Annotated in this window: 17 protein-coding genes; 14 read left to right on the forward strand and 3 right to left on the reverse strand. The window is 65.3% G+C overall.

What is annotated here, in order from left to right; translation table 11 throughout:
- Nucleotides 1-12 precede the first annotated feature (12 nt).
- Both RIU96_RS07960 and RIU96_RS07965 read left to right on the forward strand, forming a co-directional pair.
- Complete coding sequence (locus RIU96_RS07960) at nt 13-585, forward strand: hypothetical protein (RefSeq protein WP_311204870.1); 573 nt, start codon at nt 13-15, stop codon at nt 583-585.
- Nucleotides 585-1,169 carry a hypothetical protein gene (locus RIU96_RS07965; protein WP_259818412.1) on the forward strand — a complete coding sequence of 195 codons (585 nt, stop codon included), beginning with the start codon at nt 585-587 and terminating at the stop codon, nt 1,167-1,169. Before RIU96_RS07960 ends, RIU96_RS07965 begins: the two co-directional genes overlap by 1 nt.
- A 65-nt stretch (nt 1,170-1,234) precedes the next feature.
- Here RIU96_RS07965 and RIU96_RS07970 read toward each other — a convergent pair whose 3' ends face one another.
- From RIU96_RS07970 to RIU96_RS07980, 3 genes are all read right to left on the reverse strand, one after another.
- A complete protein-coding gene (locus RIU96_RS07970; protein WP_259795068.1) occupies nt 1,235-1,900 on the reverse strand; it encodes a response regulator in 666 nt (221 codons plus the stop codon).
- A 19-nt stretch (nt 1,901-1,919) separates the two neighbouring features.
- Nucleotides 1,920-2,099: a hypothetical protein gene (locus RIU96_RS07975; RefSeq protein WP_144741997.1), complete on the reverse strand. Its 180-nt coding sequence runs from the start codon at nt 2,097-2,099 to the stop codon at nt 1,920-1,922.
- 107 nt (nt 2,100-2,206) lie between these two features.
- Nucleotides 2,207-3,313 carry a sensor histidine kinase gene (locus RIU96_RS07980; protein WP_259896850.1) on the reverse strand — a complete coding sequence of 369 codons (1,107 nt, stop codon included), beginning with the start codon at nt 3,311-3,313 and terminating at the stop codon, nt 2,207-2,209.
- 316 nt (nt 3,314-3,629) lie between these two features.
- On the opposite strand from RIU96_RS07980, the gene infC reads away from it, so the two are divergent.
- The 12 genes from infC (at nt 3,630) to RIU96_RS08040 (ending at nt 15,224) form a co-directional block, all read left to right on the forward strand.
- A complete protein-coding gene (gene infC, locus RIU96_RS07985; protein WP_136651817.1) occupies nt 3,630-4,151 on the forward strand; it encodes a translation initiation factor IF-3 in 522 nt (173 codons plus the stop codon).
- A 32-nt stretch (nt 4,152-4,183) separates the two neighbouring features.
- On the forward strand, nt 4,184-4,378 hold the full coding sequence (rpmI, locus tag RIU96_RS07990; protein ID WP_006840931.1) for a 50S ribosomal protein L35: 195 nt from the start codon (nt 4,184-4,186) through the stop codon (nt 4,376-4,378).
- A gap of 62 nt (nt 4,379-4,440) precedes the next feature.
- Nucleotides 4,441-4,827, forward strand: a complete 387-nt coding sequence (gene rplT / locus RIU96_RS07995) for a 50S ribosomal protein L20 (protein WP_136651818.1) — start codon at nt 4,441-4,443, stop codon at nt 4,825-4,827.
- A gap of 100 nt (nt 4,828-4,927) precedes the next feature.
- On the forward strand, nt 4,928-5,749 hold the full coding sequence (locus tag RIU96_RS08000; protein ID WP_144741996.1) for a TrmH family RNA methyltransferase: 822 nt from the start codon (nt 4,928-4,930) through the stop codon (nt 5,747-5,749).
- Between the two features lie 37 nt (nt 5,750-5,786).
- Complete coding sequence (pheS, locus tag RIU96_RS08005) at nt 5,787-6,836, forward strand: phenylalanine--tRNA ligase subunit alpha (RefSeq protein ID WP_311204871.1); 1,050 nt, start codon at nt 5,787-5,789, stop codon at nt 6,834-6,836.
- Nucleotides 6,837-6,881: 45 nt separating this feature from the next.
- Complete coding sequence (pheT, locus tag RIU96_RS08010) at nt 6,882-9,389, forward strand: phenylalanine--tRNA ligase subunit beta (protein ID WP_311204872.1); 2,508 nt, start codon at nt 6,882-6,884, stop codon at nt 9,387-9,389.
- 36 nt (nt 9,390-9,425) lie between these two features.
- Nucleotides 9,426-10,469: an N-acetyl-gamma-glutamyl-phosphate reductase gene (gene argC / locus RIU96_RS08015; RefSeq protein ID WP_311204873.1), complete on the forward strand. Its 1,044-nt coding sequence runs from the start codon at nt 9,426-9,428 to the stop codon at nt 10,467-10,469.
- Between the two features lie 20 nt (nt 10,470-10,489).
- Nucleotides 10,490-11,662: a bifunctional glutamate N-acetyltransferase/amino-acid acetyltransferase ArgJ gene (argJ, locus tag RIU96_RS08020; protein ID WP_144318313.1), complete on the forward strand. Its 1,173-nt coding sequence runs from the start codon at nt 10,490-10,492 to the stop codon at nt 11,660-11,662.
- Between the two features lie 13 nt (nt 11,663-11,675).
- Entirely contained in the window at nt 11,676-12,617 is a 942-nt protein-coding gene (gene argB / locus RIU96_RS08025; protein WP_136651824.1) for an acetylglutamate kinase, read from the forward strand.
- The gene (locus tag RIU96_RS08030; RefSeq protein WP_136651825.1) at nt 12,614-13,795 is read left to right on the forward strand and encodes an acetylornithine transaminase; all 1,182 of its coding nucleotides are present in this window, start codon (nt 12,614-12,616) and stop codon (nt 13,793-13,795) included. Before argB ends, RIU96_RS08030 begins: the two co-directional genes overlap by 4 nt.
- Nucleotides 13,795-14,733: an ornithine carbamoyltransferase gene (gene argF / locus RIU96_RS08035; RefSeq protein ID WP_136651826.1), complete on the forward strand. Its 939-nt coding sequence runs from the start codon at nt 13,795-13,797 to the stop codon at nt 14,731-14,733. Before RIU96_RS08030 ends, argF begins: the two co-directional genes overlap by 1 nt.
- Complete coding sequence (locus RIU96_RS08040) at nt 14,733-15,224, forward strand: arginine repressor (RefSeq protein ID WP_311204874.1); 492 nt, start codon at nt 14,733-14,735, stop codon at nt 15,222-15,224. The genes argF and RIU96_RS08040 overlap by 1 nt, the downstream gene beginning before the upstream one ends.
- Nucleotides 15,225-15,266: the final 42 nt, after the last annotated feature.

Consider the following 15,266-nt stretch of genomic DNA (forward strand, 5'->3'; position numbering starts at 1 on the left):
GAGCCCCCACACATGTCTATTTTCGCACGCGCCGCAGCGTCGGCAGTCGTCCTGGCGACAGCCGCTGGCATCACCGCTTCTCCCGCCAACGCCCTTCCTGTCCGCGACATGGGCACGGCCAACCCGACGACGATCGGCGCGGTCTGCGCGAACCCCGGCGACCGCGGCCAAACTATCCGCATCGACCGCACCTACTTCGATGCCTTCGCCGGTACGTGGACTGTATCCAACTACAACTCCACGCCGTTCCCGCTGACACGCACGATCACGGAGAAGAAGTCCAACGAGTGGAAGGTTTCCGCAGGCATCGACTTCCCGATTCTCGACCTGATCAAGATCTCGTTCTCCACCAGCTACTCCAAGTCCTCGTCCTACGAGGTCGGTGAGGTTGTCGGCCCGTACGACATCGCACCGGGCACCACCGCCGTCATGCGCGCCGGCTGGGTCGTCTCTGATTTCTCGGGAGAGAAGACTGTCTGCGGCCAGGACCGCACCTGGCACGGCACGGGCCAGACCTTCACGGCGACCCTGCCGGCTGAGCGCCACGTCGAGATCAGCACCCGCGACAACATCCGGTTCAGCTAATGCGCCGCCGTCTCGCTTCCGCCATCACCGCGCTCACGGTCGCGCTAGCCGCCGCACCCGCCGCGCACGCGGAGACCTCCGCGCCGGCGGAGTACATCCTGCCGCAGCGATGGAACGATGATTACAAGCCCGGAACTAGGTGCGCGACCCCAGGCCAGGGCGGGATCTACGTCACCGCGCAGCGGCGCTGGTTCGACCAGACCGACGCGGCGAGCGTGGCAAACCGCAACACCATCCCCGTGCCCGTCACGCACAAGGTCACCGAGGCGCGCACGTCCACCCTGGAGATTTCAGCGACGATCACCCCGAAAGGCGAGATCGAGCGCTACTTAGCGACGGCCTACGGGCTGAACTACGTGCGGGTTCAGCACTGGTCGGTCGGCCAGACTGTCGGCCCCTACGTGCTCGGTCCCGGCCGCCAGGGCAAGCTGGTCTGGGGTTTCATGATGCTCGATACTAACGCGCAAAACGTCCGTTGTTCGGAAGACCAGCAGTGGGTGGCTGAAGGCAAGCCGTACTCGGCGACCATCCCGGAGTCGCGCTACTCCGAGCTGCGCGAGGACGAAGCACCCGTCTTCGGCTAAGCGAAAGCAAAGGGGGCGCTCCGGCACCATGCCGGAGCGCCCCCTTTCATTTGTGCAGTGGAAAACTAGTACTCGGCGTTGAGCACCTTGACAACGAGATTGAGCCTCGAGGTCGCACCGAACTGGTCCATGATGTTGGAGACGTACTTTTTGATTGTGGATTCCGAGTACGCGAGATCCTGGGCGATCTCCGAGTTGGACATGCCCTGGCACAGCAGGACGAGCACCTTGCGCTCCGACTTGCTCAGGGACTGCAGCTTCATCGCCTCGCTGATCGGGTCAACGTAGGTGTCGGTGTTCTGATCGTCTTTCAGGTGCGTCGCCAGCCTGGTCATCGCCTGCGGCGAGACCACCATGCCGCCGTCGGTGGCAGCGCGGACGGCGTCGATAAGCACCTGCGGCTTTTCGCTCTTGAGCACGTAGCCGGCACCGCCGAGACGGATGATGCGCATCATCGTCCGGTCCGAATCGAACGCCGTCACGGCTATGAAGATGGGGCGGCTGTCGAGCTTGTTGATGTTTTCAAGCAGCGTCGGGCCGTCCATAGTTGGCATGTGAATATCTGCCAAAATTACGTCAACGTCGTGCTCGCGAAGGCGGGCGAGGGCTTCCTCGCCGTTCGATGCCTCTGCGACCACGACGATGTCGTCAGTGCTGTTGAAGTAGTGACGAAACGAGCTCAGGACGAGCGGGTTGTCATCTACGAGCAGGACGTGGATTGGCTCAGTCATGCTGTGAGAGCATAAACGCTTAGCACCACGGGCGGGTCGGGTAGTACTTGCAGGAAAAGATGTCAGTAATCGCGGAGTATGTGGTGTAGGTGGACCCGCCCGCAGTAACTGCTTGAGCAGCGGGAGTTGCGACGATACCGGTCAGAGCCGTGATCGAGAGTGCGGTGGCGGCGAGGGAGGCTGCGAAACGACGCTTCATAGCGGTTCCTTTCAATCGGTGATGAACACATTGTATCTTGGCCCATCTTCAGTACTTTCGGGGGTCCCCGACGCAAATTGGGTACTAAAGTACCCACCCTTTCGGGTTTAGCGTCGCAAGGAATGCTCGGGCACCGTGAACTCCGCGACCCATTGGTCGCCAACTCGGCTCGCTTTGAAAGTCCCGTTGTGGCGGGCGACGAGTGCGCGCGACTCTCGTAGGCCGAGACGAGACGACATGTGAGATGGGCCCCTGCCGGGACGCATGGAATTCGCCATGCTGCAGCTCAGGGTCGTCTCAGTCTTGCGGATCTTCAGCTCGATGACGGAGCCCGGTTCGGCGTATTTAATGGCGTTCGTGGAAAGCTCAGTGAATACCTGCTCGAAGCCAGGGGGGAAAGACCATCGGCACGCCTTCGCCGCCTCGGCTCCTTCGACTTTGAAGCCGTGGCTTTCCAGCAGGCGGGTTGTCACGGAGACCTGCTCGCCGATAGTGCGGTTCAACGGTGCGGGGGAGACACCATCGTCCTCCTTCATGAAGTGCAGCAGGTGGCGTACTTCCTGCATCGCCTGGCGGGTTTCATCGGCGATGTTTTCCGCGGTTTCACGGGCATCGTCGTTGCCCGAGGAGGTCAGCGCGAGCGTCTCAGCGCGCATCACCACAGACGTCAGAGTCGTCGCCACCGAGTCGTGGAGCGCTTGGGCGAGGCGTTCGCGGCGCTCCTCCATGTCGTCACGGAGACGCTGTTGGTTCGCGGCGTGCTGTAGGCGTAATCGGCGAAGATAGATTCCGCCCCACCAGCCCGCTGCTAGAGCGACGAAAAATATCGCCACACCAGTGAAGTCATTGGGCACCCACCGGCCGGTGAAGGGGCTGGTTGCGCTAATGTACCCAATCGCAATCGCAAACGCCGCAGCCGCTCTAGGCCTGCCGACCATGGCAACTAGAGATACCAAGAACGGGGCCGAAAGGATCATGGTAAGACTGCGAACCTCTTCAGCTGCGGAAATAAAGATGAAGAGGCCGATCATGATAATTCCCGAAGCGATAGGCCAACGCTGAGCGGAAGCCAGGAGGGCTACCGCAGTGAGGTTCACCGCCAGCTGCTGCCACGTCATAGGGGTAACGGCCAGGGTGAGAACAATCGCGAGGACGCCGAGGGCGGCGATTTTCCAGTTCACGTTCTTGGAGCTCGAGACAGGAGAATCTTGCACTCGCAGTAGCGTAGCCGTTAGCCGTGCAATAGTCAGATTTGGTTGATTGCACCCACGGGTGATAAGGTGGCGTGCACTACCGCTTGGGGTCACATTTATGTGGTTCCCGAGCCGCAAGTGGAGTCACTCCCACCCCAGGCCGCCGGTCAACCGGTTGGTAAAGGGTAAAGCGTAGCGCAGTGATCTATCACTGTGCTGTGTGGAAGAGCTCCCGCACCACCTCATCTAGGTGGCGCGGGTTTTTTCGTGTGGGGGAGACGCATGCCACTGGTGGTTCGGTAGCGATCAACATTGTTTCTAGGACTTAGGAGTTCTCATCAGCGCTGACACTCGTATCAATGAACGCATCCGCGTTCCCGAAGTTCGCCTCGTCGGTCCCTCCGGCGAGCAGGTTGGCATTGTCCGTACGGACGACGCCCGCAAGCTGGCTTACGAAGCAGACCTCGATCTTGTCGAAGTGGCTCCCAACGCGAAGCCGCCGGTGTGCAAGATCATGGACTACGGCAAGTTTAAGTACGAGCAGGATCAAAAGGCCCGCGAGGCCCGCAAGAACCAGCAGCAGACGGTGGTCAAGGAGCAGAAGTTCCGACCGAAGATCGATGAGCACGACTACCTGACTAAGAAGGCCAATGTTGAGCGCTTCCTGGAGAAGGGCAACAAGGTCAAGGTCACCATCATGTTCCGCGGCCGCGAGCAGTCGCGACCGGAGCTCGGCTACCGCCTCCTCGAGCGTCTCGCAGACGACATCGGCGAGCTCGGTGTAGTGGAGTCCCGTCCGAAGCAGGACGGCCGCAACATGACGATGGTCTTCGGGCCCTCCCGCAAGGCTAAGAAGTAGATAATTCGTTTTCGACTCGAAGGGCTTTCACAATGAAGCAGAAGACCCACAAGGGCACCGCCAAGCGCATCAAGATCTCCGGTTCCGGCAAGCTGCGCCGCGAGCAGGCCGGTAAGCGCCACCTTAACGAGGGCCTGTCCTCGAAGCGCCGCCGCAAGCTGTCCGGCACCACCGACGTCGCCCCGGCTGACGTCAAGCGCATGAAGCGCCTCCTCGGCAAGGCGTAAGTCACCTGCCACTCACGTAGAACCAGAACTTTTTCACAGATAAGACAAGGAAGTATTGATTCATGGCACGTGTCAAGCGTTCAGTTAACGCCAAGAAGAAGCGCCGCGCGATTCTCAAGTCGGCCAAGGGCTACCGCGGCCAGCGCTCCCGCCTGTACCGCAAGGCGAAGGAGCAGTGGCTGCACTCCCAGACCTACGCTTACCGCGACCGCCGCAAGCGCAAGAGCGAGTTCCGCAAGCTGTGGATCCAGCGCATCAACGCTGCAGCCCGCATGAACGACATCACCTACAACCGCCTCATCCACGGTCTGAAGCTGGCTGAGGTTGAGGTCGACCGCAAGATCCTCGCCGATCTCGCCGTCAACGACTTCGCTACCTTCTCCGCCATCTGCGAGGTCGCGAAGAACGCCCTCCCGGAGGACGTTAACGCTCCGGTCAACGCCGCGTAAGAGCATTTCGCTTAAACGACGCCCGCCCGGCGCCTTCCCTTCAACAGGAACGCGCCGCGGCGGGTTTCGTGCTGTGTCGGCTTCTGTACTGTTAATGCCCATGGCACTCGACTTCACTCAGGCTTTTACGGAACGCACCCCGCGCGTCGTCAACGCGGCGAAGCTGCACCGCGCGGCGGCGCGCAAGAAGGCGGGGCGCTTCATCGTCGAGGGAGCGAACTCGGTGGAGGCGGCCGTGGCCACGGGCGCAGCGACGGACGTGTTTGTCACCGAGTCCGCGGCCGTGGAGTTCGCGGAGATCCTCACCACAGCGGAGTACATGGACGTTTACGCGCACGCGATTACCGACGCGGCTGCCCGCCACCTGGCGGACACCGTCAGCACGACGGGTATCTTCGCGGTGTGCACGCCGGTGCTGTGGTCCGTCGGCAAGGCTCTGCGCGGCGGCCCGCGGCTGGTCGCGGTGTGCGTGGAAACCAACGACCCGGGAAACGCCGGGACGCTGATCCGCATTGCGGACGTGTGCGGCGCGGACGCAGTGATCTTCGCCGGCGATACCGTCGACCCCGAGTCAAGCAAGGCGGTTCGCGCCTCGGCTGGGTCGATTTTCCACTTGCCTGTCGCGCGCGAGCGCAACGTCTCGGACGTCATCGGCCAGCTGCGCGCGGCCGGTCTGAGTCTCGCGGCGACAACAATGGGCGGTGAGGTCAGCCTCGACGACGCCCAGGAGGTTGTGGCGCAACCGACGGCCTGGCTGTTCGGCAACGAGGCCCACGGCTTGCCGCAGGAGCTTATCGACGCCGCCGACCACCGCGTCTCCATCCCCATCCGCGGCCACGCCGAGTCGCTGAACCTCGCGACCGCCGCGGCGATGTGCATGTGGGAGTCCTCGAAGGCGTTGTCGGGACCGCAGGTAAGCTAAACAACGGTTTTAGCCGTCGACCTAAGAAGGGACGAGTGTGTCCGCCAATCCTGAGTCTGTAGACCTGTCCGAGAACTCGCTGAACGCCGCCGCCGACGCTGCGATCGCCGCCTTTGAGCAGGCGAGCGACCTCGCGACGCTGGAGGAGGCGCACCGCGCGCACCTAGGTGAGCAGGCGTTTATTCCGCAGGCCCGCCGCGCGCTAGGGCAGCTGCCGAAGGACCAGCGCAAAGACACGGGCCGGCTGGTCAACATGGCTCGTGGGCGCGTCGAAAAGGCGTATGCGCAGGTGCGTGAGGTGCGCGAGGCGGAGTACCGCGAGCAGCGCCTGAAGGACGAGAAGGTCGATGTCACGGTGTCCACGACGCGCCACCAGACCGGCGCGATGCACCCGATCACCGCCCTGTCCGAGCACATCGCCGACATCTTCCTCGGGATGGGCTGGGAGGTTGCCGAGGGCCCGGAGGTCGAGGCGGAGTACTTTAACTTCGACGCGCTGAACTTCATCCCGGACCACCCCGCGCGCACGCTGCAGGACACCTTCTACATCGGCACTGAGGGCTCGCGCCAGGTGCTGCGCACCCACACCTCGCCAGTACAGGTCCGCACCCTTTTGGAGCGCGACGTTCCCGTCTACATCGCGTGCCCGGGCCGGGTGTTCCGCACCGACGAGCTCGACGCGACCCACACCCCGGTCTTCCACCAGGTCGAGGGCCTCGCCGTGGACAAGGGCCTGACCATGGCCCACCTGCGCGGCACCCTCGACCACCTGGCGAAGGTGCTCTTCGGCCCGGAAGCGAAGACGCGCATGCGCACGAACTACTTCCCGTTCACCGAGCCCTCGGCCGAGGTGGACGTCTGGTTCGCCAACAAGAAGGGCGGTGCCGGATGGATCGAGTGGGGCGGTTGCGGCATGGTCAACCCGAACGTGCTGCGCGCAGTCGGCATCGACCCGCAGGAGTATTCCGGTTTCGCGTTCGGCATGGGGCTGGAGCGCACGCTGCAGTTCCGCAACGGGCTCTCGGACATGCGCGACATGGTCGAGGGCGATGTCCGTTTCACCCTGCCGTTCGGCGTGCAGGCGTAGAAGGTAATCGAAGACAGCGAAGAAAAGACGAACGAGGAGCAGACAATGCTGATTTCCCAACAGTGGATTACCACGCTTCTGCGCGCCGCCGGAAACGACAACTGGTCGGTGTCGCCCGAGGAACTCGACGCCGGCTTCGTGCGGGTCGGGTTTGAAACGGAGGGCTTCGAGCCGCTGCCGGAGACGACCGGGCCGCTCGTCATTGGCCGCGTTCTGGAGATCGAGGAGCTCGAGGGCTTCAAGAAGCCGATCCGCTACTGCCAGGTCGACGTCGGTGAGGCGAACGGCACCGGCGAGCCGCAGGGCATCGTCTGCGGCGCGCGCAACTTTAGCGAGGGCGACCTCGTTGTGGTGTCGCTGCCGGGAGCCGTCCTGCCGGGAGGGTTCGCGATTGCCGCGCGCGAGACCTACGGCAAGATCTCCAATGGCATGATGGCCTCGGAAGCCGAGCTCGGGTTCACGGCGAAGAGCGACGGCATCATCGTGCTGGAAGAGGGCGCGGCGCGCCCGGGCGAGGACGCGCGCGATGTCCTTGGCGGGCCCGATACCGTCTTCGAGGTCAATATCACCCCGGACCGCGGTTACGCCCTGTCCGCGCGCGGCCTGACCCGCGAGGTGGCGGCCGCGTTCGACCTGGCCTACCGCGATATCGCCACCGACCCGGCGGTTGCGGGGATCGATCTCTCACGCGTTCCCGCCCCCACCGGCGCGCTGATCGACATCACGCTCGAGGAGTCAACCAAGGCCCAGCGGTTCGGCCTGCGCAAGGTTGAGGGCATTGACCCGAAGGCTCAGGCGCCGTTCTGGCTCAAGCGCATCCTCATGCTGTCCGGCGTGCGTTCCGTTAACGCCGCGACGGATGTAACCAACTACGTCATGCTGCTGCTCGGCCAGCCGATGCACGCGTTCGACGCCGACAAGGTCGCCGGCAACCTCCGCGTGCACAACGCGAGCGGCGGCGAGACCTTCGAGACTCTCGACCACGCGAAGCGCACCCTGACCCCGAACGACGTGGTCATCTCCGACGACAACGGCATCCAGTCGCTCGCCGCGATCATGGGCGGCACGACCTCCGAGATCTCGGATAGGACCACTAACGTCTACTTCGAGGCCGCCACGTGGGACGCGCTGACGGTCGCGCGCTCGGCACGCCACCACAAGTTGAGCTCGGAAGCTTCTCGACGCTTCGAGCGCGGCGTCGACCCCGCCCTGGTCGAGGTCGCCCTCGATGTGGCGTGCGCTCTCTTGGTGGAGTTTGCTGGTGGTGAGGTCGTCGACAAGCGAACGCTCGTGGGCGATGTGCAGGAGCGCCCGACGATTGAGATGGAGGTCTCGCGCCCGGGTGCGATCATCGGCGTTGACTACTCGCGCGCCACGGTCGTGCGCCGCCTCGAGGAGGTCGGCTGCCGCGTCGAGGGCGACGGCGAGACGCTGACCGTGTACCCGCCGACGTGGCGCACCGACTTGAGCGTGCCGGTGGATTTGATTGAGGAGATCGTCAGGCTCGAAGGGCTTGACGAGATCCCGCTGATCCTTCCCGCCCCGCGCGGTGGCCGCGGGTTGTCACCGCTGCAGCGCCGCCGCCGCGCCGTCACGCACGCCCTGGCGTATTCGGGCTACGTGGAGGTCATCCCGACGCCGTTCATTGCCAACGACACGTTCGACGTGTGGGGGCTGGCGGCTGATGATGAGCGTCGCAAAGCGGTGCGCGTGCAAAACCCGTTGGATAAGGACTATGGGCTCATCGGCACGACGGTGTTGCCGTCGATGCTGGAGGCGGTCGGGCGCAACGTCGCGCGCGGCCGGCGCGACCTGGCGCTGTACTCGGTGGCGCAGGTCGCGGTAGAGCGAGCGGAGTCCTCGCCGATGCCGAGCGTGTTGGCGCGGCCGAGCGAGGAGACGATTCGCGAGCTCGTCGACTCTCTGCCGAAGCAGCACCTGCACGCCGCGACGGTGGCGGCGGGGCAGTGGGAGCACGCGGGTCCCTTGGGCGCTGGCCGCGACTACACGTGGGCCGACGCCATTGAGTCCGCCCGCGTCGTGGCCCGCGCCGCCGGTGTCGATCTGCGCGTGGAGGCCGCGGCCGAGCTGCCGTGGCACCCGGGCCGCTGCGCTGCGCTGAAGGTTGGGGACGTCACCGTCGGCTTTGCCGGTGAGCTGCACCCGGAGATCCTCGAGGCGCTCGAGCTGCCGGCGCGGACGTGCGCGATGGAGATTGACCTGGCAGCCCTGCCGCTCGATGAGGTGCTGCCGGCACCCGTGCTGTCGTCTTTCCCGGCGTTGAACCAGGACATCGCGCTCGTCGTAGATGATGGCGTGGCGGCCGAGGATGTGCGCCGCGCGGTCGAAGAGGGTGCGGGCGAGCTTGTGGAAAGCGTGAAGCTTTTCGACGTCTACCGCTCGGAGCACCTCGGCGAGGGCAAGAAGTCGCTCGCGTTCGGTTTGGTGTTCCGCGCCCCTGATCGCACGTTGACCGAAGATGAGGCCTCGCAGGCGCGGCTCGCGGCGGCGGGTGTCGCGCAGCAGAGGTTCGGCGCGCAGATGCGTGTATAATTTGCTGCCGAGCGCATATTTTGCTATTCTGCTTCTATGACACTCAGAGTAGCAGTGGCAGGTGCCACGGGATACGCCGGAGGGGAAATCCTCCGGCTTCTTCTCAACCATCCCGCCTACCACAACGGTGAACTCGAGATTGGCGCGCTGACCGCCAATAGTAACTCGGGTCAGAAGGTCTCGGCGCTCATGCCCAACCTGCCCTCCTTGGCGGATCGCATGATCATGAAGACCACGCCGGACAACCTCGAAGGCCATGACGTTGTCTTCCTCGCCCTGCCGCACGGCTACTCCGCCGAAATTGCAACGCAGTTGCCGGAGGACACGCTCGTGCTCGACTGCGCGGCTGACTTCCGGCTGACCAACGAAGCCGATTGGGTGAAGTACTACGGCAACGACCACGCCGGGAACTGGCCCTACGGCATCCCGGAGATCCCGGGCCGTCGCGAGCTTCTCGCAGGTACGCGCCGCGTCGCAGTGCCCGGCTGCTTTCCCACGGGGGCTACGCTGGGCGCCCTTCCCGCGATCGCCCGCGGGTTGGTTGAACCGGACTTAAGCATCGTGTCCATCACCGGTGTGTCCGGTGCGGGCAAGAAGGCCGCGGTGTCCCTGCTGGGCTCTGAAACCATGGGCTCGCTCAAGGCGTACAACACCGCGGGTCGGCACCGCCACACCCCGGAGATCGCCCAGAACATCCGGGAGGTCACGGGTGAAGACGTGCGGGTGAGCTTCACCCCGGTGCTCGCACCGCTGCCGCGCGGAATCCTCACCACTATTACGGCGCCGCTGCGCGAGGGCGTGACCACGGAGTCCGCCCACGAGGCGGTTACGGAGTTCTACGCCGACGAGCAGTTCATCTGGGTTCTGCCGGCCGGGATCCAGCCGCAGACCCAGAACGTCGTAGGCACCAACATGTGTCACATCCAAGTTGAGGTGGACGAGGCAGCCGGCAAGCTGCTGATCACCTCGGCGATCGACAACCTGACCAAGGGCACTGCTGGCGCCGCCGTGCAGTGCATGAACATCGCGCTGGGGTGGGACGAGGCAGCCGGGCTGCCAACCGCTGCTGTCGCGCCCTAACGAAAGAAACGACCCCCACCATGACAACTACGGGAATAACCACCCCGCGCGGTTTTCGCGCCACGGCCACCACGGCCGGCATCAAGGCGTCGGGCAAGCCCGACATGGCACTGGTGATCAACGAGGGCCCCGAGTTCGGCGCTGCAGCCGTGTTCACGCGCAACCGCGTCGTCGCCTCGCCTGTGAAGGTCTCGCGCGAGGCCGTGGCCGACGGCATGCTCAAGGCCGTTGTGTTCAACTCCGGCAACGCTAACGCGTGCAACGGGCCGCAGGGCGACCGTGACGCCAGGGAAGAGGCCGAGCTGGTGGGCCGTGCGCTCGGCATCGACGCGGCCGACGTCGCGGTGTGCTCCACCGGACTGATCGGCGACCTTCTCCCGATGGACAAGATTCGCGCCGGCATCGAGCAGCTCGCCGCGCACGCGGAGACCGGTGGCCTCGACGGGGGACCGGCCGCCGCCGAGGCGATCATGACCACGGATACGGTTTCGAAGCAGGCCGTCGCTGAGCGCGACGGGTGGTCCGTCGGGGCGATGGGCAAAGGGGTGGGCATGATGGCCCCCTCGCTCGCCACGATGCTGGTGTGCGTGACCACGGACGCGTCGGCAAGCTCGCAGGCCCTCGCCGACTCCTTGAAGAAGGCCTCCAAGGTCACCTTCGACACCCTCGATATCGACGGGTCGACCTCCACCAACGACACCGTGATCGTGCTCGCCTCAGGCGCCAGCGGGATCACCCCCAGCCAGGAGGAGCTCGACGCCGCGGTGCTCGAAGTATGCGAGTCCATCGCCGCGCAGATGCAGGCCGACGCCGAGGGCGTGACCAAGCGAGTCACCATCACGGTCGAGGGCACCACCAGCGACGAGCAGGCGCTCAACGCCGCGCGCACGCTGGGCCGGGACAACCTGTTCAAGTGCGCCATGTTCGGCTCCGACCCGAACTGGGGCCGCGTCCTCGCCGCCGTGGGAATGGCGGAGGCCGATATGGATCCGGAGCGCATCTCCGTCTACTTCAACTCGCAGGCGGTGTGCGTCGACTCCACGGGTGCGCAAGGGGCGCGCGAGGTGGATCTTTCCGGCCCTGACGTCGACGTGCGCGTTGACCTGGGCACCGGCGGGCCCGGCACCGCGACCGTGCGCACGACGGACCTGTCGCACGCCTACGTCGAAATCAACTCCGCATACAGCACCTAAGAGGGGCAACAACGTGTCACCTACCCGCAGCTTAAGCAACGCTGATCGCGCCTACGTCCTCGCCGAGGCGCTGCCGTGGCTTCAGCACTACCGCGACAAAATCGTGGTGGTCAAGTACGGCGGCAACGCCATGATCGACGAGTCGCTCAAGGCCGCATTCGCCGCCGACATGGTCTTTCTGCGCACCGTCGGCGCGAAGCCCGTGGTGGTCCACGGCGGCGGCCCGCAGATCTCCGCCATGCTGGCCCGGCTCGGGCTGGAAGGAGGCGACTTCGTTGGTGGCTTCCGCGTCACCACTCCGGAGATCCTCGACGTGGTCCGTATGGTGCTGTTCGGCCAGGTGGGGCGCGACCTGCTGGGCAAGATCAACTCCTACGGCCCCTATGCCGTGGGCACCTCCGGCGAGGACGCCGGCCTGTTCCGTGCCAAGAAGCGCTTCATCGAGCGCGACGGCGAGCAGCTCGACATCGGGCTGGTGGGCACGATTGTCGACGTCGACCCGTCCGCCGTGATGGACATCGTCGAGGCGGGTCGCATCCCGGTGGTCAGTGGCATCGCCCCGGGTGACGACGGAAACGTCTACAACATCAACGCCGACGAAGCTGCCGGCGAGCTGGCCGCCGCGATCGGCGCGGAGCGCCTGGTCGTGCTCACGAACGTCGAAGGCCTGTACACCGACTGGCCGAATAAGGACTCGCTGGTGTCCAAGCTCGAGCTGGGCGACTTGGAGGCGCTGATGCCCGGGCTCGACTCCGGGATGATCCCGAAGATGCAGGCGTGCATCACGGCGGTGCGCGGGGGAGTCAAGGCCGCCCACGTCATCGACGGGCGCATCGCGCACTCGGTGATTCTCGAGCTTCTGACCATGGGCGGGATCGGCACGATGGTCCTGCCGAACGACTACGATGCCGCTACCTACCCCGCGGGCACTGTTTTCAGGAAGGACGTGCAATGAGCGCGCTAGACAACTGGGGCGACGCCCTGATGAACAACTACGGCACGCCGCCGATTGAGCTCGCCTCCGGACGCGGCGCGGTCGTCACCGACGCCGCGGGCCGCAGCCACATTGACATGCTCGCCGGCATCGCCGTCAACGCGCTCGGCCATGCCCACCCCGCGGTGATCGACGCCGTCACCCGGCAAATCTCCAGCCTCGGCCACGTGTCCAACCTCTTCGCCTCCCAGCCCGTGGTGGAGCTCGGGCAGCGGTTGAAGGCCAAGCTTGACGACGACAGCGCGCGCGTCTTCTTCTGCAACTCAGGCGGAGAGGCAAACGAGGCAGCGTTCAAGCTTGCGCGCTTGACTGGCCGCCGCCGGGTGCTGGCCGCGCACAACGGCTTCCACGGCCGCACGATGGGCTCGCTGGCGCTCACGGGCCAGCCGGCGAAACGCGCGCCCTTCGAGCCGCTGCCCGCCGGCGTGGAGTTTTACCCCTACGGCGACATCGACTACCTGCGCACGCTCGTGGAGATGGACCCGGCGAACACCGCCGCTATCTTTTTAGAACCGGTGCAGGGCGAGACGGGGGTTATTCCCGCGCCCGAAGGCTTCCTCGAAGGCGTGCGAGAGCTATGCGACGACCACGGCATCCTCATGGTTACCGATGAGGTACAGACCGGTGTCGGCCGCACGGGCACGTTCTTCGCCTTCGAGCACGCCTGCGTGGTTCCCGACGTGATCACCATGGCCAAGGGCCTGGGCGGGGGACTGCCCATCGGCGCCACCATCGCCCGCGGCCGGGCCGCGGCGCTGTTTCAACCAGGCTCGCACGGCACGACGTTCGGCGGAAACCCGGTGGCCTGCGCCGCCGCGCTGGCTGTTCTAGACGTCGTGGACGACGCCTTCATCGCCGATGTGGCGCGCAAGGGAGCGCTTCTGCGCGAGCTGGTGTCCGACGTCGACGGCGTGGAATCCGTGCGCGGGCGGGGGCTGATGCTCGGTGTCGTGCTGGAGCGCGAGATCGCCAAGGAGACGGTCGCCGCCGGATTTGAGCACGGCGTGATCCTCAACGCGCCGTCGTCAAGCGTGCTGCGCCTGACCCCGCCACTGGTGATCACTGACGACGAGATCCGCGAGGCCACCAGCCGCATCGCGGCCTCGATCGCCGCCGCTACCGAAGGAGACACACACTGATGACCCGACACTTCCTCGCCGACGACGACCTCACGCCCGCCGAGCAGGCGGAGGTGCTGGCACTCGCCGCGCAGCTCAAGCGCGAGCCTCTATCGCGGCGCCCGCTCGAGGGCCCGCTTTCGGTGGCCGTGCTGTTTGACAAGACGTCGACACGCACGCGCTTCTCCTTCGATGCGGGCATCGCGCAGCTTGGCGGGCACGCCATTGTCACCGAGACGGGCAGCTCGCAGATGGGCAAGGGCGAGACCTACCAGGACACCGCCGCTGTGCTGTCGCGCTACGTCGAGGCGATCGTGTGGCGGACTTACGCCCACTCCAACCTGCTCGCGATGGCAGAGACGGCGACGGTTCCCATCGTCAACGCGCTATCCGACGACCTGCACCCGTGCCAGATCCTGGCCGATCTCCAAACCTGCATTGAAAACCTCTGCCCGGACGAGGGCGCGGCGGGCCTGCGCGGAAAGAAGGCCGTCTACCTCGGCGATGGCGACAACAACATGGCCAATTCCTACATGATTGGTTTCGCCACCGCCGGCATGGACATCGCGATTGTTGGGCCCGAAGGGTTCCTGCCGCGCCAGGAGTTCATCGACCGGGCGCAGACTCGCGCCGCCGAAACCGGGGCGACGGTGAGCATTACCTCGGATCTAGAGGCCGTCGCTGGGGCGGATGTCGTGATCACGGACACGTGGGTGTCCATGGGAATGGAAAACGACGGCAAGGACCGCCGTACCCCGTTCCTGCCGTACCAGGTCACCCAAGACGTGATGGATCGGGCGGGCGAGGGCGCGATCTTCCTGCACTGCCTGCCCGCGTACCGCGGCAACGAGGTCACGGCGGGGGTCATCGATGGTCCCGCCTCCCGCGTGTTCGACGAAGCAGAAAACCGGCTTCACGCGCAGAAAGCCCTGCTGGTGTGGTTGCTGGAGAACCAGTAATGGCGATACCGGTATCACGCACCGCGCGCCAGGCCAGGATCATGGAGATCCTCGGCACGGCCCGCGTGTTCTCGCAGGTGCAGCTCTCGGAGCTGCTCAACGACGAAGGCATCGATATCACCCAGGCCACTCTGTCTCGCGACCTCGACGAGCTCGGCGCCCGAAAGATCCGGCCCTCCGACGGTGGTAGAGCGTTCTACGTGGTCAGCTCGCTTCACGACGCGATGGGCGACACCGTCACCGGCCCGCGCGAGAAGCTGCGGCGGATGATCGAAGAGCTCGTCGTCTCCGTCGACCACTCCGGCCCGATGGCCGTGCTGCGCACCCCGCCGGGGGCCGCGCAGTATCTGGCCAGCTACATCGACCGCGTCGGCCTCGTACAGGTCGCCGGCAGCATCGCGGGAGACGACACGATCTTCGTTCTCGCCCGCGAACCTGCGGCCGGCAAAGACCTCGCAGAGAAACTCTTTATCCCCGGCGGAGCCATCTAGGCTCCCGCCGCGCCGCCCGTGTCTGGGCGGCGGGTAACCTAA

The organism is Corynebacterium sp. Z-1, assembly GCF_031844665.1.
GTDB classification, from domain to species: domain Bacteria; phylum Actinomycetota; class Actinomycetes; order Mycobacteriales; family Mycobacteriaceae; genus Corynebacterium; species Corynebacterium sanguinis.

Coding starts and splice junctions, on each gene's coding strand:
- RIU96_RS07965 (WP_259818412.1), top strand. CDS start 585: ATGCGCCGCCGTCTCGCTTCCGCCATCACCGCGCTCACGGTCGCGCTA.
- argF (WP_136651826.1), top strand. CDS start 13,795: ATGACCCGACACTTCCTCGCCGACGACGACCTCACGCCCGCCGAGCAG.
- RIU96_RS07970 (WP_259795068.1), bottom strand. CDS start 1,900: ATGACTGAGCCAATCCACGTCCTGCTCGTAGATGACAACCCGCTCGTC.
- RIU96_RS07960 (WP_311204870.1), top strand. CDS start 13: ATGTCTATTTTCGCACGCGCCGCAGCGTCGGCAGTCGTCCTGGCGACA.
- RIU96_RS08040 (WP_311204874.1), top strand. CDS start 14,733: ATGGCGATACCGGTATCACGCACCGCGCGCCAGGCCAGGATCATGGAG.
- rpmI (WP_006840931.1), top strand. CDS start 4,184: ATGAAGCAGAAGACCCACAAGGGCACCGCCAAGCGCATCAAGATCTCC.
- RIU96_RS08030 (WP_136651825.1), top strand. CDS start 12,614: ATGAGCGCGCTAGACAACTGGGGCGACGCCCTGATGAACAACTACGGC.
- argJ (WP_144318313.1), top strand. CDS start 10,490: ATGACAACTACGGGAATAACCACCCCGCGCGGTTTTCGCGCCACGGCC.
- argC (WP_311204873.1), top strand. CDS start 9,426: ATGACACTCAGAGTAGCAGTGGCAGGTGCCACGGGATACGCCGGAGGG.
- RIU96_RS08000 (WP_144741996.1), top strand. CDS start 4,928: ATGGCACTCGACTTCACTCAGGCTTTTACGGAACGCACCCCGCGCGTC.
- pheT (WP_311204872.1), top strand. CDS start 6,882: ATGCTGATTTCCCAACAGTGGATTACCACGCTTCTGCGCGCCGCCGGA.
- RIU96_RS07975 (WP_144741997.1), bottom strand. CDS start 2,099: ATGAAGCGTCGTTTCGCAGCCTCCCTCGCCGCCACCGCACTCTCGATC.
- rplT (WP_136651818.1), top strand. CDS start 4,441: ATGGCACGTGTCAAGCGTTCAGTTAACGCCAAGAAGAAGCGCCGCGCG.